21 protein-coding genes and 1 riboswitch are annotated in these 21166 nt (G+C 73.2%); of the genes, 9 read left to right on the top strand and 12 right to left on the bottom strand.

All coding sequences use genetic code 11. The annotated features are described in order from the left end of the window. On the top strand, positions 1-633 hold the full coding sequence (locus tag ACIGNX_RS14280; RefSeq protein ID WP_396539909.1) for a phosphoribosyltransferase: 633 nt from the start codon (positions 1-3) through the stop codon (positions 631-633). Positions 634-643: 10 nt separating this feature from the next. Here ACIGNX_RS14280 and ACIGNX_RS14275 read toward each other — a convergent pair whose 3' ends face one another. From ACIGNX_RS14275 to ACIGNX_RS14260, 4 genes are all read right to left on the bottom strand, one after another. Beyond that, the gene (locus ACIGNX_RS14275) at positions 644-907 is read right to left on the bottom strand and encodes a phosphoribosyl-ATP diphosphatase (protein ID WP_033434999.1); all 264 of its coding nucleotides are present in this window, start codon (positions 905-907) and stop codon (positions 644-646) included. Between the two features lie 44 nt (positions 908-951). Further along, positions 952-1332: a hypothetical protein gene (locus tag ACIGNX_RS14270; RefSeq protein ID WP_396539907.1), complete on the bottom strand. Its 381-nt coding sequence runs from the start codon at positions 1330-1332 to the stop codon at positions 952-954. 10 nt (positions 1333-1342) lie between these two features. Next, positions 1343-1783: a GNAT family N-acetyltransferase gene (locus ACIGNX_RS14265; RefSeq protein WP_396539905.1), complete on the bottom strand. Its 441-nt coding sequence runs from the start codon at positions 1781-1783 to the stop codon at positions 1343-1345. Positions 1784-1967: 184 nt separating this feature from the next. Next, positions 1968-2687, bottom strand: coding sequence for a LysE family transporter (locus tag ACIGNX_RS14260; RefSeq protein ID WP_396539903.1), 720 nt, complete (start codon positions 2685-2687; stop codon positions 1968-1970). An 18-nt stretch (positions 2688-2705) separates the two neighbouring features. On the opposite strand from ACIGNX_RS14260, the gene ACIGNX_RS14255 reads away from it, so the two are divergent. The 3 genes from ACIGNX_RS14255 (at position 2706) to ACIGNX_RS14245 (ending at position 4562) form a co-directional block, all read left to right on the top strand. Beyond that, positions 2706-3365 (top strand): (2Fe-2S)-binding protein, encoded by a 660-nt coding sequence (locus ACIGNX_RS14255; protein WP_396539901.1) that lies wholly within the window; start codon positions 2706-2708, stop codon positions 3363-3365. A 40-nt stretch (positions 3366-3405) separates the two neighbouring features. After that, positions 3406-3588, top strand: a riboswitch (cobalamin riboswitch). Positions 3589-3618: 30 nt separating this feature from the next. After that, on the top strand, positions 3619-3804 hold the full coding sequence (locus ACIGNX_RS14250; RefSeq protein WP_396539899.1) for a CbtB-domain containing protein: 186 nt from the start codon (positions 3619-3621) through the stop codon (positions 3802-3804). Between the two features lie 11 nt (positions 3805-3815). Next, positions 3816-4562, top strand: coding sequence for a CbtA family protein (locus ACIGNX_RS14245; protein WP_396539897.1), 747 nt, complete (start codon positions 3816-3818; stop codon positions 4560-4562). 18 nt (positions 4563-4580) lie between these two features. On the opposite strand, the gene ACIGNX_RS14240 is transcribed toward ACIGNX_RS14245, so the two are convergent. Beyond that, a complete protein-coding gene (locus ACIGNX_RS14240; protein WP_396540143.1) occupies positions 4581-5252 on the bottom strand; it encodes an HAD family hydrolase in 672 nt (223 codons plus the stop codon). Between the two features lie 302 nt (positions 5253-5554). Between ACIGNX_RS14240 and ACIGNX_RS14235 the strand changes: the two genes are divergently transcribed. From ACIGNX_RS14235 to ACIGNX_RS14225, 3 genes are all read left to right on the top strand, one after another. Next, a complete protein-coding gene (locus tag ACIGNX_RS14235) occupies positions 5555-6451 on the top strand; it encodes a PAC2 family protein (protein ID WP_396539895.1) in 897 nt (298 codons plus the stop codon). A 271-nt stretch (positions 6452-6722) separates the two neighbouring features. Then, positions 6723-7436: an MFS transporter gene (locus ACIGNX_RS14230; protein ID WP_396539893.1), complete on the top strand. Its 714-nt coding sequence runs from the start codon at positions 6723-6725 to the stop codon at positions 7434-7436. Then, positions 7436-7882, top strand: a complete 447-nt coding sequence (locus ACIGNX_RS14225) for an MFS transporter (RefSeq protein ID WP_396539891.1) — start codon at positions 7436-7438, stop codon at positions 7880-7882. Before ACIGNX_RS14230 ends, ACIGNX_RS14225 begins: the two co-directional genes overlap by 1 nt. A gap of 232 nt (positions 7883-8114) precedes the next feature. Here the strand turns inward: ACIGNX_RS14225 and ACIGNX_RS14220 are convergent, their stop codons facing one another. Next, the gene (locus tag ACIGNX_RS14220; protein WP_396539889.1) at positions 8115-9707 is read right to left on the bottom strand and encodes an ABC transporter permease; all 1593 of its coding nucleotides are present in this window, start codon (positions 9705-9707) and stop codon (positions 8115-8117) included. Continuing rightward, positions 9704-10612, bottom strand: coding sequence for an ATP-binding cassette domain-containing protein (locus tag ACIGNX_RS14215; RefSeq protein WP_396539887.1), 909 nt, complete (start codon positions 10610-10612; stop codon positions 9704-9706). The genes ACIGNX_RS14220 and ACIGNX_RS14215 overlap by 4 nt, the downstream gene beginning before the upstream one ends. A gap of 93 nt (positions 10613-10705) precedes the next feature. Here ACIGNX_RS14215 and ACIGNX_RS14210 point away from each other — a divergent pair, with 93 nt between their 5' ends. Next, positions 10706-11200, top strand: coding sequence for a GbsR/MarR family transcriptional regulator (locus tag ACIGNX_RS14210; protein WP_396539885.1), 495 nt, complete (start codon positions 10706-10708; stop codon positions 11198-11200). A gap of 40 nt (positions 11201-11240) precedes the next feature. Here the strand turns inward: ACIGNX_RS14210 and mshC are convergent, their stop codons facing one another. Next, positions 11241-12479: a cysteine--1-D-myo-inosityl 2-amino-2-deoxy-alpha-D-glucopyranoside ligase gene (gene mshC, locus ACIGNX_RS14205; RefSeq protein WP_396539883.1), complete on the bottom strand. Its 1239-nt coding sequence runs from the start codon at positions 12477-12479 to the stop codon at positions 11241-11243. Between the two features lie 282 nt (positions 12480-12761). Here mshC and ctaD point away from each other — a divergent pair, with 282 nt between their 5' ends. Continuing rightward, positions 12762-14549: a cytochrome c oxidase subunit I gene (ctaD, locus tag ACIGNX_RS14200; RefSeq protein WP_396539881.1), complete on the top strand. Its 1788-nt coding sequence runs from the start codon at positions 12762-12764 to the stop codon at positions 14547-14549. Between the two features lie 41 nt (positions 14550-14590). Here the strand turns inward: ctaD and ACIGNX_RS14195 are convergent, their stop codons facing one another. The 4 genes from ACIGNX_RS14195 to ACIGNX_RS14180 all read right to left on the bottom strand — a co-directional run bounded on the left by ACIGNX_RS14195 (position 14591) and on the right by ACIGNX_RS14180 (position 21154). Then, positions 14591-16525 carry a VWA domain-containing protein gene (locus ACIGNX_RS14195; RefSeq protein ID WP_396539879.1) on the bottom strand — a complete coding sequence of 645 codons (1935 nt, stop codon included), beginning with the start codon at positions 16523-16525 and terminating at the stop codon, positions 14591-14593. Beyond that, positions 16522-17907 carry a sigma 54-interacting transcriptional regulator gene (locus ACIGNX_RS14190; RefSeq protein WP_396539877.1) on the bottom strand — a complete coding sequence of 462 codons (1386 nt, stop codon included), beginning with the start codon at positions 17905-17907 and terminating at the stop codon, positions 16522-16524. Before ACIGNX_RS14190 ends, ACIGNX_RS14195 begins: the two co-directional genes overlap by 4 nt. Positions 17908-18106: 199 nt before the next feature. Then, positions 18107-19894 carry a glycoside hydrolase family 6 protein gene (locus tag ACIGNX_RS14185; RefSeq protein ID WP_396539875.1) on the bottom strand — a complete coding sequence of 596 codons (1788 nt, stop codon included), beginning with the start codon at positions 19892-19894 and terminating at the stop codon, positions 18107-18109. A gap of 462 nt (positions 19895-20356) precedes the next feature. Then, a complete protein-coding gene (locus ACIGNX_RS14180; RefSeq protein WP_396539873.1) occupies positions 20357-21154 on the bottom strand; it encodes a hypothetical protein in 798 nt (265 codons plus the stop codon). Positions 21155-21166 lie beyond the last annotated feature (12 nt).

The following is a 21166-nucleotide window of genomic DNA, read 5'->3' as shown; positions in this document are numbered from 1 at the left end:
ATGAGGTTCGCGGACCGCTCCGACGCGGGCCGGGTGCTGGCCCGCGCCCTGGTGGACGGGTCGTGGACCGATCCCCTGGTGCTCGGCCTGGCCCGCGGCGGGGTGCCGGTGGCCGCCGAGGTCGCCTCGGCGCTGGGCGGCGAGCTGGGCGTGGCCGTGGCGCGCAAGATCGGCGCTCCCGGCCACCCCGAGTACGGCATCGGGGCGGTCACCGCCGAGGGCGACCCGATCTACGACGACGCCGCCCTGCGCCTGCTCGGCCTCCGCCCTGCGGACCTGGCCGACGAGTGCGAGGCCGAACGCCGGGAGGCCCGCCGCCGGGTGGCGCTGTACCGGGCCGGTCCCGTGCGGCTCGAAGGTCGTGACGTGCTCGTCGTGGACGACGGGTTGGCCACCGGCGTCACGGCCCGCGCCGCGCTACGCGAAGCCCGCGGGCACGGTCCGCGACGCCTGGTGCTGGCGGTGCCGGTGGGCGCGGCGGACGCGGTGCGCGCCCTGGGGTCCGACGCCGACCTGGTGGTGTGCCCGCACCCGCGCGCGGACTTCCGCGCGGTCGGCCGGTTCTACGCCCGCTTCGACCAGACCGGCGACGAGCAGGTGGTCGAACTGCTGCGCCGGCACGGCGGGCGGTAGCGCTCGACGGTCACAGGTGCTTGTAGACGTCCTCGAGCGTCAGGCCGCGGCCGAGCATGAGCACCTGCACCCGGTACAGCAGCTGGGAGACCTCCTCGGCCAGGCGCTCGTCGGACTCGTGCTCCGCGGCGATCCAGACCTCACCCGCCTCCTCCAGCACCTTCTTGCCCTGCGCGTGCACCCCGGCCTCCAGAGCCGCGGCGGTGGCGGAGCCCTCAGGGCGGGTGCGTGCGCGTTCGCTCAGCTCGGCGAACAGCTCGTCGAAGGTCTTCACGGGGTCCGATCCTCCCATCCCCCGAACGGCCGCGGGCAGCCAGGTCAGGCCGGGACGGACCGCGTGGCGCGGACGTGCGCGCGCAGGCCGGCCGCCTGGGCCGCCGCCGACGCCACCGCGAACAGCACCCCGAGGCCGGGACGCGGGACCGCCGTCGGCGCGACGTGCTCGAAGACGTGCGCCGAGGCGTCGTACCCGACCGCGACGACCACCGCCGCCACCACCGCGACGCCGGCGAACACCGCCGCGACGGGCCGGGCCACGCGTGAGCACGCGTGCATCACGACCGCCGCGCCGAGGTAGGCCCACCACAGCGGCAACCGGGACAGCTCCACGTCCACGTCGCCGTAGTGCGCCCACGGCACGAGCACGGCGAGCACGGTGAGGCAGATCGAGACGATGGTCCACTTGGCCGGTTGGGTCACCCGGCGAACCCTAGACGCCGTAGTGCGGGCTGGTGAACGGCCACACCTCGGCGATCCACTTCGGCACGAACGCGTCCAGCGCGCGCTCCAGGTCCGTGCCCACGTACTCGTCCACCACCCACCACGAGATCCGGGCGTCGGCGCCGTCGGGGTCGATGTAGACGCAGCCCAGCAGCTGGGTCTCGGCGGCGTCGAAGAGGGCGTAGTTGAACGACTCGTGCGCGTCCTGCTCGCGTTCGTGGCGGGCGAGGTCGACGCGGTCCTGCTCGTGGGTCATGTCGGCGGGCGGCCAGCCCCACTTCTCCCCGTACCGGGCCCAGAGGCGCTCGCGCGAGCCCATCACGGCGGGGTAGTCGATGTCCACATCGGACTCCCGGATGGGTCGGAGGTGGTGCTCGGCGTCGAGCGGGACGCGGGTCGGGTGGGCGAAGTCAGCGGGGAGCCACGGCATGGCGCGGATTCTGCGTGGCCGCGGGCGGAAGCGCCAGCGAAATCCGGTGGCGATCGCCGCAACGCGCCCCGGACGACGGCGGCGCCGCTGTTCGGCCCTCGGGCCTTGCCGAACGCGGGCCCCCGCTGCGGACGACCGGCCGGCGACCCTGCTCCCGCCGGTGCGCGGGCGGCCTGCCGACGTTCTACGTCGCGTAGGCGGCGAACTGGACACCCATCGCCACGCCCGCGAGCACGAGCAGCGCGCCGGCGGCGGTGAGGGCTCGTCGGTAGCCGGTGTCGCCGAGCCCGCGGCGGCCGCGGGCGACCAGGAGGGCGATCACGACCTTGCCGCCGACCAGGGTGAGGTAGAAGCCGATCAGGAACGCCGACCCCGCGAGCGGTGACGCGCGCCAGGTGGTGACGGTCAGCGGGCCGAGCGCGGTGGCCCAGGCGATCCACGGGTGGGGGCTGAGCAGGTTCACCAGGACCGCTCGGCGCAGGGCCTCGCCGCCGGTCGACGTGCCGGAATTGTCGGACCGCGTCGGTAGGATCGAGTTCAGGGTTCCCCTGGGCGGGGACTCCTGCGAAGCCGTGGTTGGTGCGATCGGGGCGGTCGGCGCGGGGGTCACGGGGCGGTTGGTCAGGGTGGCGGTTCGCGCTTCGCGGACGGTGCGCAGGCCGCTCCACACCACGAACACCGCGCCGACGACGCCGAGCACGCCCAGCGCCCGCACGGGCAGGCGGTCCAGCAGGAGCAGCGTCACCGCGACCACGACGGCGTCCGACAGCAGCGGCGCGCAGGCGGTCAGCGCTCCGGCCCGCCGGCCCGACCGCAACGCCGAGGTCACCACCAGCACCAGCAGCGGGCCGGGGCTGAGGCTCGCGGTCAGGCCGAGGGCCAGGCCCAGGCCCAGTGCGTCCACGGCGGCAGACTAGGGCACGTGTCCGAGTTCGCCCGAGTCCTGGCCACCCTGCGGCAGATCCGCGGCCTCAGCCCGTTCTTCGCCCTCGACGTCGGCCGGCCCGACGACGGCTGGCACGACGGCGCCGACCTGCCGCGCGGGCCGGCCCTCGCCGACGCCGTCGACCGGATCGGCGTCCGCTACCGCACCGGCGAACGGCGGGTCGCCGCGTCGCTGTTCTTCCTGAGCTACACCGCGCGGCTGCTCAGCCCGGTCGTCGCCGCGCGCGCGGTCGGCGGGACGGCGCCGGACGTCCGCCCCGGCAACGTCTGGTGGCGCTACGGCCCGGAGGGGCTCCAGGTGCGGCTGAAGGACCCGGTCGCGGGCGTCGGCATCGCCGAGTCGATGGAGCCGGTGGTCGAGGCGGTCCGCGCGGTCGCGCCCGTCGCCCGCGGGCTGCTGTGGGGCAACGCCGGGTCGTCCGTGGCGGGGGCCTTGCGCACGATCGCCCGCAGCGGTGTCGACTGCGCCGGGCTGATCGACGAGCTGTTCGCCGACCCGCCGCTGCGCGACACCGGCGGGTTCGCCCCCTTCCCCGGCGAGGTGGTGTTCCGGCGGCGCAGCTGCTGCCTGTACTACCGGCTCGACGGCGGCGGCACGTGCGGCGACTGCCCGCTGCCGCGCCGACCCGGCACGTGAGGAACACGACAACTCGTCTGGTCGGTTGTGCCGGACCTCGATCGACATCTACCGTTCGGGCGCCGCAGTGGACGGGAAGCCGGTGGGAATCCGGCGCGGTCCTCGCCACTGTGACCGGGGAGCCAACCCGCCGAGAACGTCACTGGCCGCGCCGCGGCTGGGAAGACGCGGGGACGGCGTCGATCCGGGAGTCAGGAGACCGGCTGCGGCACGAGTTGTTGTTGACCTTCCACGAGGTATGGAGGAGGCCGTCATGACGAGCCCCGCGCATCCCCTTTCCACTCCCGTCCCCCGGTGGGCCTACGCCGTCGCCCTGGTCGCGCTGATCGTGGCGTGGCTGGTCCTGCAGGAGAACGGCATCGCGCTCGGCCACGCCGCCGAGGCCGTGCACGAGTTCTTCCACGACGGGCGCCACGCGCTCGGCGTCCCGTGCCACTAGGGCGCGCCGACATGGCGAACACGTCCTCGTACCGGGGGTTGCTGCTGCGGGGTGTCGGCGCGGGCGCGGTGTCCGGGCTGCTCGCGGGGCTGGTCGGCGTGCTGGTGGTCGAGGTGCCGATCCGGGCGGCGCTGGCCGTCGAAGAGGCCCGGCCGGTCGAGCCGGGCGCGGGTCACGACCACGGCGAGGTGTTCAGCCGCGGCACGCAGGTGGTCGGCGGTGTGCTCGCCGCGGTGCTGGTGGGCCTGGCCGTCGGCGCGCTGTTCGCCACCGCCTACGCGGGGGCGCGGCGCTGGTTCCCCGGCAAGGCGCCGTTTACCCGGGCGGTGGCGCTGTCGGTGGCCGCGTTCGGCGCGGCGGCGCTGCTGCCCGCGGTGAAGTACCCGGCCAACCCGCCCGCGGTGGGCGACCCGGACACGGTGGAGTACCGCACGGTGCTCTACCTGGGGTTGATCGCGGCCGGGCTGCTGGTCGCGCTCGGCGCGAGCCACCTGGCGTCCCGGCTGGGCCACCTGTCGTCGCCGGTGCGCGCGACCGCCGTGGCGCTGGCCGTGGTGGCGGCGGTGGTCGTGCTGCTGGTCGCGTTCCCGGCCACGCCGGACGCCGTGCCGGCGGACGTGCCGGCGTCGGTGCTGTGGGAGTTCCGGTTGGCCTCGCTGGCCGAGACGGCCACGTTGTGGCTCGGTCTCGGCGTGGTGTTCGGCCTGCTGGTCGACCCGGCCACGCGCCGGGTCCGGCAGGTGGCGCCGGCGGTGTGACCGCAGGGCGGGGTCGTCTCAGGCGGCCCCGCCCGCGAGGCCGGCCAGCAGCGGGAGGTCGACGCCGACCAGGGATTCGCGGAACACGCGCCGCTCGCCCGGCTCCACCGGCACGTCGCACGGCACGACCAGCACCGTGCAGCCGGCGGCGACGGCGGAGGCCACGCCGGTCGGCGAGTCCTCCACGGCCACGCACCGGGTCGGGTCGACGCCGAGCAGGCGCGCGGCCTTGAGGTACGGCTCGGGCAGCGGCTTGTTGCGGCGGTCCACCTCGTCGCCGCACACCGTGACGTCGAACAGGTCACGGCCGATCGTGTCGAGCGCGACCTCGGTCAACTGCCGCTCGGTGGACGTCACCAGCGCCATCGGCACACCGGAGTCGCGGACCGCCCGCAACGCCTCACGCGCGCCCGGCCGCCACGGCAGGCCCGCGCGGAACACCTCCTCGGTGCGCCGCATGATCCACGCCGCGCCGTCGGCGACGTCCTCCGCGCTGGGCCGGTCCACGCCGACCTCGGCGAACAGCATCGACATCGTGCGGGGCACGCTGGAGCCGACCATCGCCTCCCTGGTCTCCCGGGACAGCGTGCCGCCCAGCTTCTCCACGAACTCGTACAACGGGATGTCCCACAGCTTCTCGGAGTCCAGCAGCGTGCCGTCCATGTCCCACAGCACGGCCTCGACCGTCATGATCACGCGTTGGTCACTCCACTTCCGGGTGGTGCGGTCGTCGGCGCTTCGGGCAGTGGGTTCGGCACCCCGGCGCGGCGGCTCGCCGAACCGGTCCGCGAGGCCGTGCCCGGTCTCGTTGGAACACTCCTGACCTGCGAAATCGTCCACGGTGACGGCAACGGCCCGCGGCGCGGCCGCCGTTACCCCCTCGGTGACGGTGACGTGGTCGGCGAGCGCGCCGGGGACCGGCGGCGTGACACGACCCGACATGCGCTCAGCCTACGGCGTCGGGTGTGAGCCGGTGGTCGTAGTCTGGCCGCGTGACCGATCCGGACCAGGCCGCCCAGACCCCCTTCGACCCCAGCGAACCGCTCAACAACCCGATCATGGTTGCCGCGTTCGAGGGGTGGAACGACGCAGGAGACGCCGCCAGCACGGCCATCGAACACCTGCAGCTCACGTGGGACGCGACGCCGTTGGCGGAGATCGATCCGGACGACTACTACGACTTCCAGGTGACGCGCCCCACGGTCCGACTCGTGGACGGTGTCACCCGGAGGGTGGAATTCCCGACGACGCGCCTGTCGGTGTGCCGCCCGCCCGGGTCGTCGACCGACGTGGTGCTCGTGCACGGCATCGAGCCGAACATGCGGTGGCGGAAGTTCGCGTCCGAGCTGCTGGGCCACATCGAGGACCTGGGCGTGACCACCGTGGTGACGCTGGGCGCGCTGCTGATGGACACCCCGCACACGCGGCCGGTGCCCGTGACGGGGACGGCGTACGACGAGGCGGCGGCGGCGAAGTACGGGCTGGAGCGGTCGCGGTACGAGGGGCCGACCGGGATCGTCGGCGTGTTCCAGGACCTGTGCGTGCAGGCGGGGGTGCCCGCGATCTCGTTCTGGGCGGCGGTGCCGCACTACGTGTCCCAGCCGCCCTCGCCGAAGGCGACGCTCGCCCTGCTGCACCGGGTGGAGGAGGTGCTGGACGTCGAGGTGCCCCTCGGGGCGCTGCCGGAGCAGGCCGAGGAGTGGGAGCGCACGGTCAGCGAGATGGCCGACGAGGACGAGGACGTGCGCAACTACGTGCGGGCGCTGGAGGAGCGCGGGGACGCGGAGATCCAGATCACCGAGGCCAGCGGCGACGCGATCGCGGCGGAGTTCGAGCGCTACCTGCGGCGGCGGGGGCGGGGGCCGGGGCGCGGGCCGACGGGGATGTGAGCGGGGCTCGTCCCCGCGGGGCCGGTCGCGGCAGGACCGGCACCGACAGGACCGGTCCCGCCAGGATCTGCCCTGACAAGACCGGCACCGACAGGACCAGCCCTAACAAGACCAGCCCCGACAAGACCGGTCTCGCCAGGACCAGCCCTGACAAGACCAGCCCCGACGGGATCGGGCGGCTCGCAGTGCCGGGCAGAGGTCCCCGCCCGGGGGTCCCCTGCTTCAACCCTGCCACGCGAGGGCGGGGATGTCGTCGGTGAAGGTGCCGCCTGTGGACAACCCGCGGTCCCGGGTGCGGTTGGCGGCGTTGTACGCGGGCGGGTTCCTCGGGCCCTTCGGCGGGGCCGTGACGTCGTCCGTGCTGCCCGAGGTCGGCGGGGACTTCGGCACCTCGGCCGGTGCGGCGGCGGCGACGGTCAGCGGGTACCTCCTGCCGTTCGCCGGGCTCATGCTGGTCTCCGGCACGGTGGGCGAGCGGTGGGGTGCGCGGCGGACCGTGCGGGTCGCCTACGTCGTGTACGTGTCGGCGTCGGTGCTGTGCGCGGTGGCCTGGTCGTTCCCCGTGCTGATGGCCGGGCGGGCGGTGCAGGGCGCCGCGAACGCGTTCACCACCCCCCTGCTGCTGGCGACGATCGCGGCGGTGACGCCGAGGGCCCGGTTGGGGCGGGCGCTGGGCGTGTTCGCGTCCATGCAGGCGGCCGGGCAGACGTCCGCGCCGCTGGTGGGCGGGCTGGCGGCCGGGTTCTCGTGGCGGTGGGCGTTCGTCGGCGCGGCGGTCGTGGCGGCTGTCCTGGCGGTGGTCGGGTTGCCGGCCGACCCGCCGCGTGACGGCGCGCGGCCGCGGCTGCGCAGCGCGTGGCGGGTGCGGACGCTGCGGTTGGCGGCGGCCGGGTTCGTCGGCTGGGGCTGCCTGGGCGGGGTGTCGTTCCTGGTGGCGCTGCGGCTGGGTGACGCGTTCGGCTTGGGCGCGGGGCCGCGCGGCTGATGCTGACCGGGTTCGGGCTGGTCGGGATCTTCAGCGCCCGGTTGACCGGGTGGGCGGTCGACCGGTTCGGGGCACGGCGGTGGACGTCGGCCAGCGCCGCGGTCGGCGGGGTGCTGCTCGTCGGCGTCGGCCTGCTGCCGTCCTCGGTGGCCGTCGGGGTGTCGTGGGCGGTGGCGGGCGCGTTCAGCCAGGCGGTGACCGTCGGGTTGACCGCGCTCGTGCTGTCCTCGGGCGACAACCGGGGCGGGGCGGTGTCGGTGGTGCAGTCGTTCCGGTTCCTGGGTGCGGCGGTGTCGCCGGTGGCGTTCGTGCCGCTGTACCACCTCGATCCGGTGAGCGCGTTCCTGGTGCCCGCCGGGCTGGTCGCGACGGTGCCGCCCGCGCTCCTGCTGGCCCGGCGCGAGCGGGTCGCGGCTGCCGACCATCGACCCGGCGGCCCGGCGTGACCAGGGCGGAGGTCCCCGCCGCCGGGTACCACCCGGCCTGGGCGTCGAGCAGCGCCGACAGGCCCGCCACGGGCGTGAGGACGCCGGCCAGCGCCGTGCCGAGCGCCTGGCCGCCGTCGTGGAGGTGCGCCGACGCCTTCGCCGCGTCGACGTCGGTGCCCCGTCGGGGGCGTGGGAGGTCCACGACCCCGACGGCAACCTGAGAGAGGACTTCCGGAAGGTCTCTTTCGGATCAGCCGATGTCCCGTCGCCGGAACCCGACCAGTGCCACGCCGATCAACGCCGCCGCGACCAGCGTCAGCCACAGCAGCGGCGTGGCCGTGAGCTCCACGCCCGGCACCTTGGGGATGTGCGTGAACGGCGACAGGTCCATCGCCCACTGGTCGAGCCGCAGCAGCGGCCCGAGCTGGCCGAGCACCAGGAACACCACGATGAGGGCCCAGCTCGCCGACGCGAGCTTCGGCGCGAGCGCGAACAGCGCCAGCGCGAGGCCCGCGACCACCCACACCGCCGGGACGTGCGCCAACGCCGCCCCGACCAGCCGCGCGACCTGCCCGCCGACGTCGCCGACGCGCGCGCCGTGCACCAGGCCCGCGCCCAAGCCCGCCGCGGCCAGCACGACGGCCGAGCCGACCGTGGCGAACAGCGCGTGGCAGCCGACCCACCCGAGCCGGCTGACCGGCGTGGCCAGCACCGGCTCGGCGCGGAACGCGGTCTCCTCGGCCCGCAGCCGCAACGTCGCCTGCACCACGTAGATCGCGCTGAACAGGGCGATGATGCCGATGATCGACGCGAGGTAGACGTCCACGATCGCGCCCGTGCCACCCATCCGCGCGATGACGTCCCGCAGCGCCGGGTTGCTCTCCAGCATCTGCTCCACGCCCCGCGCGACCGACCCGTAGACCACGCCGAGCACGAACAGGCTCAGCGTCCAGCCGATCAGCGTGCCCCGCTGCAACCGCCAGGCCAGGCCGAACGCGCTGCCCAGCGACCGCGGCGCGCGGGCCGGGCCGAGCCGGGTCGGCAGCAGGCCGCCACCGTGGTCGCGCTTCGTCACCAGCACCGAGGCGACCACCAGCAGCACCGCGGCCAGCGCCACCGGGAGCAGCAGCACCGGGAACCGGTCGCCGGCGAACGCCCTGGCCAGCTCCAGCCACCCCAGCGGCGACAGCCAGGTCAGCCACGTCGGGCCCTGGTCGCCGGCCGCGTCGCCCACCGCCCGCAGCAGGTAGGCCGCGCCCAGCACGGCGCCGGCGATCGAGTTGGCCGCGCGGGCGCCCTCGGTCAGCTGCGCGGCGACCCCGCCCACGGCGGCGAACACCCAGCCGACGGACGCGAACGCGAGGCCCAGCGCCCACGACCCGGGCGCCGGCTCGCCCAGCCCGGTCAGGCCCAGCGCGACCAGCACGCCGATCAGCGCGCTCGCCAGGAACGCCACCAGCACCGCCGCGACCAGCGGCGCGTGCCGGGACACCACGGTGGAGCCGATCAGCTCCAGCCGGCCCGCCTCCTCCTCCGCCCTGGTGTGCCGGGTGACCAGGAACGTGCTCATCAGTGCGATCAGCAGCCCGCCGAACACGCCCCACCGCCAGGCCACCACGCCCCCGGTGGTCGAGGCGTCGTAGAGCGGGCCGAGCATCGCCAGGAACGCCGGGTTGCTCCCCGCCGTCACGCCCAGCTCCTGCCGCGACTCGACCGAGCCGTACAGCTCGCCGACGGTGGACGCGGTGCTCAGCGTGATGCCGACCAGGCCCACCACCCACGCGGTCAGCAGCAGCCGGTCGCGGCGCAGCGCCAGCCGCACCAGCGAACCCAGGCCGGTCACGACGACATCGCCCCCTCGGCGGGCAGCTCGTCCTCGTAGTGGCGCAGGAACAGCTCCTCCAACGTGGGCGGCTGGCTGGTCAGCGTGCGGACCCCGGTGCCGACCAACGCGCGCAACGCGGTGTCGAGGTGGTCGGTGTCCACTTCGAACCGCACCCGCGTGCCCTCCACCAGGAGGTCGTGCACGCCGGGCAGCTCCGCCAGCCCGTTCGGCGTGCCGGCCAGCTCGGCGGACACGCTGGTGCGGGTGAGGTGGCGCAGGTCGGCCAGCGTGCCGGTCTCGACGGTGCGGCCGTTGCGGATGATGCTGACCCGGTCGCACAGCGCCTCGACCTCGGCGAGGATGTGGCTGGACAGCAGCACGGTCCGGGTCCCGCGCAGCTCGCGCACCGCGTCCTGGAACACGGCCTCCATCAACGGGTCCAGCCCGGAGGTCGGCTCGTCCAGGATCAGCAGCTCCACGTCCGACGCGAGGGCCGCGACCAGGGCCACCTTCTGCCGGTTGCCCTTGGAGTACGTGCGCCCCTTCTTGCGGGGGTCCAGCTCGAACCGCTCCAGCAGCTCGGCGCGGCGCTTCTCGTTCAGGCCGCCGCGCAGCCTGCCCAGCAGGTCGATCACCTCGCCACCGGTCAGGTTCGGCCACAGACTCACGTCGCCGGGCACGTAGGCGAGCCTGCGGTGCAGCTCGGCGGTGTCGCGCCACGGGTCGCCGCCCAGCAGCGACGCCGAGCCCGCGTCCGCGCGCAGCAGGCCGAGCAGGACCCTGATGGTGGTCGACTTGCCCGACCCGTTGGGGCCGAGGAAGCCGTGCACCTCCCCCTCGTCGACGGTCAGGTCCAAACCGTCGAGTGCACGCGTCGGGCCGAAGGTCTTGACCAGGCCCGACACGGATATCGCAGCAGTCATGCGCCGTAAGTTACAGTCAATTCACAAAGTCGTGAAGTTAAGGAAGCGTATAAACTCTCCCCGATCAGAGGACTTCGAAGGGAGGATCCGGCCGTGGGTGAGCGCGACGAGCAGGCGGTGCTGCGGTTCATCGAGCGCTTCGGCGCGGTGTTCGCCGAGTCTGGCATGCCGAGGATGCCGTCGCGCGTCTTCGTCGCCCTGCTGGCCACCGACTCCGGCGGGATGACCGCGGCCGAGCTGGCCGACCTGCTGCGCGTGTCGCCCGCGGCGATCTCCGGGGCGGTCCGCTACCTGACCCAGGTGAACCTGGTCAGCCGGGAGCGGGAGACCGGGTCCCGCCGCGACCTCTACCGGGTGTTCGACGACGTCTGGTACGAGGCCCTGTTCCGCCGCGACGAGATGTTCCGGCGCTGGTCGGGTCCGCTGCGCGAGGGCATCGGGGCGCTGGGGCCCGACACGCCCGCGGGCGAGCGGATCGCCGAGACGCTGATGTTCTTCGAGTTCGTCCACTCCGAGCTGCCGAACCTGCTGGAGCACTGGCGGGCGTACCGGGAGGAGCGGCTGAAGGCGGCGGACACCCCCGAGTGAGCCGCGGGACCGCCCGCCCGGGCGGTCCCGCTCCCGCGTGCTACAGCTCCACGCCCAGCAGCGAGTCGGCCGCCGCGCGGAAGAGCGTCGGGCCCGTGTGGTCGTCGCCGCCCGTCGACAGCGCCTCCGCCGCCCACGCGTCGAGCGCCGCCAGCGCGCGGGGGGTGTCCAGGTCGTCGCCGAGGTGGTCGCGCAGGCGGGCCACCGCGGACACCGCGCTCGGACCCGCCGGCAGCGCCGCGGCCTGCCGCCACCTGTCCAGCCGGGCCTCCGCCTCGGCCAGCAGGGCGTCGCTCCACGGCCGGTCGGCGCGGTAGTGGCCCGCGAACAGCGCCAGCCGCACCGCGTTCGGGTCGACCTTCTGCGCCCGCAGCTTCGACACGAACACCAGGTTGCCCCGCGACTTGGACATCTTCTCGCCGTCCAGCCCGATCATGCCCGCGTGCACGTAGTGCCGGGCGAACGGGTGCTCCCCGGTCACCGCCTCGGCGTGCGCGGCGGAGAACTCGTGGTGCGGGAAGATCAGGTCCGAGCCGCCGCCCTGCACGTCGAACGACGTGCCGAGCCGGTTCAGGGCGATGGCGCTGCACTCGATGTGCCAGCCGGGCCTGCCCTCGCCCAGCTCCGACGGCCACGACGGCTCGCCCGGCCGGGCGGCGCGCCACAGCAGCGCGTCCAGCGGGTGGCGCTTGCCGGGCCGGTCCGGGTCGCCGCCGCGCTCGGCGAAGAACCTCGCCATGGTCTCCGGGTCGTAGTTCGACTCGTAGCCGAACCGGCCGGTCGCCGTGTGGTCGAAGTAGACGTCCGGGTGCTCCGCATCGTCCACCCGGTACGCCGCCCCGCCGGCCAGCAGCTTCGCGATGACCTCGACCACCTCGGGGATGGCGTCGACCGCGCCCACGTAGTCGCGCGGCGGCAGCACCCGCAGCGCCACCATGTCCTCGCGGAACAGCGCGGTCTCCCGCATGCCCAGGACCACCCAGTCGTCCTGGTCGCGCTCGGCCCGCTCGAGCAGCGGGTCGTCGACGTCGGTCACGTTCTGCACGTAGTGCACGTCGTGGCCGTTGTCCAGCCACACCCGGTGGACCAGGTCGAACGTCAGGTAGGTGGCCGCGTGGCCCAGGTGCGTGGCGTCGTACGGGGTGATGCCGCAGACGTACATCCTGGCGGTGGCGCCGGGAGCGGTCGGGCGCACCTCACCGGCGGCGGTGTCGTACAGCCGCAACGGGCGCGGCTCCCCCGCTACCCGCGGGACAGGAGTGGATGACCAGGTCTGCATGGGCACGACCCTAACTCGCGCGCCCGACCAGGGACGAAACGTCCGCCTCGCGGGAGCGCGGCCGGGCCCCCTTGCGCGGGGACGCGGACGGCGCTCCCGGGCGCGACGCCGGCCACCGGGGTGCGGTCCCGTGCCCGACTGCGCGACCGCGTGTCCCCCATTGGGCGATCAACGCGAAGTAACCGCTGGTCAGCGGCTTGACCTGGCGCTTCGCGTTTGCCGCGCCCGGTGGGCGGGTGGACGATGTGGTTTGGCTCACGTCGTCGGGATGAGGGAGGCGGCATGACCGCTCTCAAGCCGGAACCGGTCATCACCCACCCCGGTGCGGCCCGGCGGCGGTCCAAGGGCGCCGTGCTGCTCGGGCTGTTCCGCACCACCGACCCGAAGCAGATCGGCATCCTCTACCTCGCCACGTCGTTCCTGTTCTTCATGGTCGGCGGCCTGATGGCGCTGCTGCTGCGCACCGAGCTGGCCCGGCCGGGGCTGCAGTTCCTGTCCAACGAGCAGTACAACCAGCTGTTCACCATGCACGGCACGATCATGCTGCTGCTGTACGCCACGCCCGTCGTGTTCGCCTTCGCCAACTACATCCTGCCGTTGCAGATCGGCTCGCCGGACGTGGCGTTCCCGCGGCTGAACGCCCTCTCGTACTGGCTGTTCCTGTTCGGCGGGCTCACCGTGATGGCCGGGTTCCTCACCCCCGGCGGCGCGGCCGACTTCGGCTGGACCGCGTACACCCCGCTGAGCAGCGCGACGCACGCGCCCGGCCCCGGGCCCGACCTGTGGATCATGGGGCTGGCGGTGTCCGGCCTCGGCACGATCCTCGGCGCGGTCAACATGATCACCACGGTGTGCTGCCTGCGCGCACCCGGCATGACGATGTTCCGGATGCCGATCTTCACCTGGAACATCTTCGTCACGAGCCTGCTGATCCTGCTGGCGTTCCCGATCCTCACCGCCGCCCTGATGGGCCTGGCCGCCGACCGGCACCTGGGCGCGCACGTGTTCGACCCCGCCAACGGCGGCTCGATCCTGTGGCAGCACCTGTTCTGGTTCTTCGGCCACCCCGAGGTCTACATCGTCGCGCTGCCCTTCTTCGGCATCGTCAGCGAGATCATCCCGGTGTTCAGCCGCAAACCCCTGTTCGGCTACAAGGGCCTGGTCTTCGCCACGTTCGCCATCGCGGCGCTGTCGACGGCGGTGTGGGCGCACCACATGTTCGCCACCGGCGCGGTGCTGCTGCCGTTCTTCTCGCTGATGACGTTCCTGATCGCGGTGCCCACCGGCATCAAGTTCTTCAACTGGATCGGCACCATGTGGAAGGGGCAGCTGACGTTCGAGACGCCGATGCTGTTCAGCATCGGCTTCCTGGTGACCTTCCTGCTCGGCGGGCTGACCGGCATCATCCTCGCCTCGCCGCCGCTGGACTTCCACGTCCACGACACCTACTTCGTGGTCGCCCACTTCCACTACGTGCTGTTCGGCACGATCGTGTTCGCCACCTACGCGGGCATCTACTTCTGGTTCCCCAAGATGACCGGGCGGATGCTCAACGAACCGCTGGGCAAGCTGCACTTCTGGACCACGTTCCTGGGCTTCCACGGCACGTTCCTGATCCAGCACTGGCTGGGCAACGCGGGCATGCCGCGCCGGTACGCCGACTACCTGGCGAGCGACAACTTCACCCTGATGAACACCATCTCCACGATCGGGGCGTTCGTGCTGGGCGCGTCCGTGCTGCCGTTCGTCTGGAACGTGCTGCGCAGCTACCGGTTCGGCGACCCGGCCGGGCGCGACGACCCGTGGGGCTTCGGCAACTCCCTCGAATGGGCGACGTCGTGCCCGCCGCCGCGGCACAACTTCACCGAGCTGCCCCGCATCCGCTCCGAGCGGCCCGCGTTCGAGCTGCACTACCCGCACATGGTCGAGCGGATGCGGGACGAGTCCCACTTCTCGCTGACCAAGTCCGGCAAGCGGGTCGAGGCCGACACCGCCACCGAGAAGGCCCTGGCCCCGACCGAGCGGGAGCGCGAGACCAAGGACGACGTCAAGGAGGACCGCAACGACTGACCCGGGCCGGGCCCCGACGGGAGGACCGGCCCGGGACCGGGCTAGCGGCGCTTGCGGGAGCGCAGGTAGTCGCTGACGACGGCCGCGCCCAGGCCGTCCTCGTCCGGCGCGACGACCCGGCCGCCGGACCGCCGCGCCACCGCGTCGACGAACCTGGTCAGCCTCGGGTCGTCGCCCAACCGGAACACGGTGACGGCCGCGCCGAGCCGGGCCAGGGCGTCCACCTCGACCAGGGTCTTGCCGATGGTGCGCGGCAGCGGCGGGTAGTGGAACTCGGCCTCACCGGTCGCCTCCAGGTGCGCCGTCGGCTCGCCGTCGGTCACCACCAGCACCACCGGTTGCGCGTCGGGGTGCCTGCGCAGGTGCCGACCGGCCAGCAGGAGCGCGTGGTGCAGGTTGGTGCCCTGCTCCCACACCCCCTCCAACGCCGTGAGCTGCCCGATGTCGACGGTCTCCGCGTGCCGGCCGAACGTGATCAGCTCCAGCGCGTCGGTGCGGAACCGGGTCCGCACCAGGTGGTGCAACGCCAGCGCGGTGCGCTTCATCGGCACCCACCGGCCGTCCTGCACCATCGACCACGACGTGTCCACGCACAGCGCGACCGCCGCGCGCGAGCGCTGCTCGGTCTCGCTGACCTCCACGTCCACCACGTCCAGCCGCACCGGGCCGCCCGCGGACCGCAGCACGGCGTTGGTCACCGTCCGCGGCACGTTCCACGGCTCGGTGTCGCCGAACCGCCACGGCCGCGTCGACCCGATCAGCTCACCGGCGGCGCCCGCTGACGCGTTGTCCCGCTGCCCCTGCTCCCGGGCGCGGTCCAGCACGCCGCGCAACGCCGTCTCGCCCAGCCGCCGCAGCGCCTTCGGCGTCAACCGCAGCGAGCCGTCCGGCGCGCGTTCCAGCAGGTTCTGCGCCCGCAGCTCCCGCTCCAGCTCGGCCAGCCGGCGCGCGTCGACGCCCGCCTCCCCGCCGAGCTGCCGGACCAGCGCCTCCAGGTCGATGTCCTCCAGCCGCGCGCCGGGGTAGGACTGGGAGAGCTGCTCGGCCAGCGCGTCCAGCTCGGCCAGGTCCGCCATCGCCTGCGCGCCCTCGCCCAGCCCGAGCGGGGCGTTGCCGCGGAACCGCGCCGAGCCGTCCCAGTCCTCGCCCGGCCGCAGCCCCTGGAGCAGGGAGTCCAACCGGGACAGCTGCGAGCCGACGCCCGAGTCCCCGAACGCCTGCCGGGACAGCGCCGACAGCTCCTCGCGCTGCTCCCGCGACATCGAGTTCATCATCCGCTGGGCGGCGGCGGACCGGGCGGCCAGCGCGTCGATCAGCTCGTCGACCGACTTCGGGTTCTCCGGGAAGAACTCGCCGTGCTCGCGCAGGAACCGCTCGAACCGCTCGGCGGTGTCCTCGCCGGCGGCGTGGGCGGCCAGCAGCTCGTTCAGGTCGGCCAGCATGTCCTGGATGCGGCGCACGTCCTCCGGGCGCACGTTCTCCATGGCCTGCTTCATGCCCTGGAACCGCTGGTCCATCAGCTCGCGGCCGAGCAGAGTGCGGATCTTCTCGTAGGACTCGCGCGCCCGCGGCGAGCGCCAGTCGTACTCGGCCAGCTCGGTGACGGCGGCCGCGGTCGACTGCGGCAGCGCGTCCAGCCGGGCCTCGCGGAACCGGGCCTCGTCGTCGGGGTCGGGGAACAGCGCGGCCCGCTCGGCGGTCAGCGCCTCCTCCAGCAGCCGCTGGATCTCCTGCACCGTGCCGTCCAGGCGGTGCCGCCTGGTCAGCGCGGCGCGCTTCTGCCACAGCCGCGCGGTCAGGTCGTCCAGCCCGCGGGTGCCCGGCAGGCCGCGGCGCAGCAGCTCGCGCAGCGCCGAGTCGGGCGACGCGCCCTCCATCACCTCGCGGCCCAGCTCGTCCATGGCCGCGCGCAGGTCGGTCGGCGGGGCGAGCGGGTCGGGCCCGTCGACGTACCTGCCGTACCGGTAGCCGCTCATCCGTACACCGTTCGGTCGTCGTCGCCGTCCTTGGACAGCTGACGGGTGAGGTAGAGCGATTCCAACGCCAGCTCGACGGCCGACGCGATGCGTCCCGCCGGGTCCTTGGGGCCCGCGCCGACCCGTTGCGCCACGTCGTGCAGCACGGGCAGCTCCGGCAGCGCGGCCAGCAGCTCGCCGGCGGGCACCCGCTCGCCGGTGGCCACCGGGTGCCCGTCCGACACCACCTCGGCCAACGGGCGCAGGTCGACGCCCGCGAACGCGGACCTCGCCGTGTCCGCGACCGCCCGGCGCAGCAGGTGGACCAGCACCTCCTGCTCGCGGCCCTCCTCGCCGGCCTCGAACTCCAGCTTGCCGCGCAGCACCTCGGGCACCGACTCCAGGTCGACCGGCCGGGCGATGGGCGGGTTCTCGCCGGTCAGGGCGCTACGGCGCAGGGCGCTCGCCGCCACCGTCTCCGCCGCGGCGACCGCGAAGCGGGCCGACACCCCGGAGCGCTGGTCGATCGAGGACGACTCGCGCAGGTGCCGCACGAACCGGGCGATCACCTCCAGCAGGTGGTCGCCGACCTCGGCGACCAGGTGCGCCTCCTGGCGGACCAGGTCGACCTCCGCGCCGATCTCCAGCGGGTAGTGGGTGCGGATCTCCGCGCCGAAGCGGTCCTTGAGCGGCGTGATGATCCGGCCGCGGTTGGTGTAGTCCTCGGGGTTGGCGGTGGCGACGAGGAGCACGTCCAGCGGCAGCCGCAGCGTGTAGCCGCGGATCTGGATGTCGCGCTCCTCCATCACGTTCAGCAGCGCGACCTGGATGCGCTCGGCCAGGTCGGGCAGCTCGTTGACGGCGATGACGCCGCGGTGCGAGCGGGGCAGCAGGCCGTAGTGGATGGTCTCCGGGTCGCCGAGGCTGCGCCCCTGGGCGACCTTGACCGGGTCGACGTCGCCGACCAGGTCGCCGACGCTGGTGTCGGGCGTGGCGAGCTTCTCGGCGAACCGCTCGTCGCGGTGCTTCCAGACGACGGGCAGGTCGTCGCCGAGCTCGCGCGCGCGGCGCTTCGACTCGGGGGTGATGGGGTCGAGCGGGTGCTCGTTCAGCTCGGCGCCCTCGATCACCGGCGTCCACTCGTCGAGCAGGCCGACGAGGGTGCGCAGGAGCCGCGTCTTGCCCTGTCCCCGTTCGCCGAGGAGCACCACGTCGTGCCCCGCGAGCAGGGCGCGCTCCAGCTGCGGCAGGACGGTGCGGTCGAAGCCGACGATGCCGGGCCACGGGTCGCGGCCGTCGCGGAGGGCGGCCAGGAGGTTCTCCCGGATCTCGGCCTTGACCCCGCGCGGCGCGTAACCGGCCGCGCGGAGGGCGCCTGCGGTGGTGGGAAGGTCAGAGGTCACCCCACCGAAGTTACGCACTGACGGGCGTCCGGTCGACGTGGAGCGGCTCCAGCCCTGGTCAGGGCCGTCAGGCCGGACGTGGGCGAGATCCGGCGGACCTCCCCACCGCCCGCGCGCCACAACGCCCGCAGGCGGCGTCCGAGCGGACGCCGCCTGCGGGAGTGCAGTGCTTATTCGGTTGTCGTGCGTCGAGCCGGGGTCAGAGCGCCGGGTAGGCGTTCTTCATCAGCTCCTGGAACTGGGCCGAGAACCAGTGGCCCGACAGCGGCGCGTTCGGCAGGGCACCCGAGGGGTTGTTGCCGTTGCGGACGTTGCCGCCGTAGGTCGGGTCGCACATCCGGTCGAAGCCCTTGCCCTCGTCGTTCGGGATCTGGCTGCTCGCACCGTCGGACTCACCCGGCGGCTTGATCCAGACGTAGGCGTCGATGTACGGCTTCGGCGCGGCCTTCGGCCGCTCGCCCAGACCGGCACCGGCCTGGTTGCACCAGTTGCCCTTCTGGTAGCGGCGGTCGATGCGCGACTGGTTCACGTAGTCGTCCACGTTGGTCGAGGTCGACTTCGCGGTGGGCCGGTTGGCGCCACCCCAGCCGTTGCGCGAGGTGTCGATCAGCATGCCGATGCCGCTGTCGAAGCCCTGCTTGACCAGCTCGGCGCGCATGGCCGTGGCGAAGCCCAGCTCACCGTTGAAGTCGTTCCAGTCGACCCACTTGGCCCGCTCCTTCACCACGGCGCCGCCGACCACGTCGTCGACCGTCCAGTACGGCTCCTCCAGCGCGGAGTAGTTCGCCGTGTTGGTGATGAAGCCGTGGACCTTGTCCTTGGTGGCACCGTTCTTGCCCAGGATGGACGCCATCATCTTCGCCGAGGCGTAGAAGTTGTCGTACTCCGGGACGGTGTCGCCCCACCCGATCCAGCCGTGGTGGCCGGAGTCGAGGTAGTTGTAGACGTTCGAGACCGCGCCCAGCTTGCCGACGGCGTACGAGACGCCCTCGACGTAGTTGCCGTTCGCCTTCATCGTGTCGCAGTTCGCCACGGCCGTGGCGCGCGGCGAGACGTTGGTGACCAGGTTCGGCAGCGAGTCGATCTCGATGACCGGGACGATGCGCAGCTTCGAGTACTTCGGGTTGCTGATGATGCTCGCGATCTTGTCGATGTACTCGGTCTTGTAGCGACCGATCTCGGTGGCGCCGAGCTCACCGTTCGAGGCCAGCGCGGCGCAGTCGCGACCGGGCAGGTTGTAGACCACGAACTGGAAGACCAGGTTGCCGTCCGAGCGGGCCGCGCGCTGCTTCTCGGCCTCGTCCAGGTGGGCGGCCAGGCCCATGTTGCCGGTGGTCGGCGAGCCGTTGCCGTCGAGCGAGCTGATCCGGTCGAACCACACACCGGTCGGCTGGTTCGCGATCCGCGAGCCACCCGGCTCGGCGGCGGCCTGGGCCGACCACAGCGGGTTGACGTACACGCCCGCGCCCACGTACGGGTTGTCCACCTTGCCGCCACCGGGGTTGGTCCCGGTCGTGGTCGTCGTGGTGGTCGTCGTCGTGGTGGTAGTGGTGGTCGTCGTGGTGGTCGTGGTCGTGGTGCTGATCGACCCCGTGCACACCGTGCCGTTCAGCTTGAACTGCGCGGGGGCGGGGTTGGACCCGTTCCACGAGCCGTTGAAGCCGGGCGTGACCGACGCGCCGGTGCCGAGGTTGCCGGCCCAGGATGGGCTGCGGACCGTCACGTGGCTCCCGGACTGGGAGAACGTGCCGTTCCAGCCCTGCTGGACCTGCTGGCCGGCGGCGAAGTCCCACTCCAGCGTCCAGCCGCCGGAGATGGAGTCACCGAGGTTGGTGACCGTGACGTTGGCGCCGAATCCGCCTTGCCACTGGCTACTGATCTGGTACGACACCCGACAACCGGCAGCGGCACTGGCGGTGGCCGTGGAGGCCACCACCCCGGCGACGGACAGGGCCGCCACCGAGGTCACCGCCAATGCCCCGGTCATTCTCCGGGAGCGTACGAACGTGCGCAGACTCATGCATCGCCTCCTTGCGAGCAACCCGCCATCTGGGAGCGCTCCCAGCGATTTCGCCGAATCGGGATTCGACGCGAGACCGAAACAGCTTCCTGGGAGCGCTCCCAGACGTACCGTAACGCACGACACCTCGTGTTGACGAGGGGTTGACCTGGAGATAATCCGTGGCTATACCCGCGCACGTAGCCCGGCCATGACTCCCCTGACCTGCGGTTATCCTACTTCGGCCACCAATGGGATTCCCAGTCCGAGGTGAGCCGGAATCGATTCGGCGCGCGAACGGCCGCCCACCGCGTCACCTGTTCAGCCGATTGCCGGTGCGACTCCGGAGCAGGTTCGCGATCGAATATTCGACCGTCGAACGGACAACCGGACAAGTCGCCATTTCGAAGATCACCGAATGGTTGTCGAACATTCGACGACCATTACCGCCTAATGGCGGCCGGCCCCCTGGTCCGAAAGGACCCGGACGGCTTCGCCCACGGCCGCGAGCCGAGCGCGCCGCACGGCCTCGGACAACGGCCGCAGCGCCTCGTCCCGCGCCCTCGTCGCGCTCGCCGACACCGCTCCGCCCGGCGCGTCGGACGCGGCCACGGCGAGGATCGCGGCGACCTCCGAGGCGCGCTGCAGCACCCGCAGGGCGCGGGGCGGCATCCCGGCGGGCCACTCCAGCGCCGAGTGCTCCGCGGACAGCGCGGCGATCTCGGTGCGCACGTTCGGCCGGTGCCGCGCCACGTCGAGCGTGACCAGCGCGGTGGCCGCCTCGCGCATCGCCGACGCCAGCCCGTGCTCCGCCTCGCCGATCGGCACGTGCTCCCCCGCCGGCGCGGCGGGCAGGTCGAACACCGTCCACCGCATCACGCCGTCGGCCACGAGCTTGGGCACGAGGCCCACGCCGACGTCGGGCAGCACGGCGGCCTGGCCCGCCCGCAACGCGGACTTGCCCAGCGGCCCGTCGGCGCCCAGCCCCCGCACGTCACCCGGCACGGGCATCACCAGCCGGGCCGCGGTCGCCGAAGCGCGGCGCAACGACGCCAGCAGCAGGGCGGGCCCGACCGGGGCCTCGTCGGGGCCGGGGAGGTCCAGGGCCGTGGCGGTGCCGTCGTCGTCGGCCACCACCTCGTGCAACTCGGCCCAGAACCCCAGGGCGTCGAAGACGTCGTCGGCAGCGGCCGCACCATGCAGCCAGGCCGACGTCCAGACGACCAGCGTCGCACTCGCACAGGACACGCCTGCCGAGGG

The organism is Actinosynnema sp. NPDC053489 (assembly GCF_044544865.1).
Lineage (GTDB): Bacteria > Actinomycetota > Actinomycetes > Mycobacteriales > Pseudonocardiaceae > Actinosynnema.
Note: the sequence above shows the minus strand (reverse complement) of the source record. Positions and strands in the feature narration are given on the sequence as shown.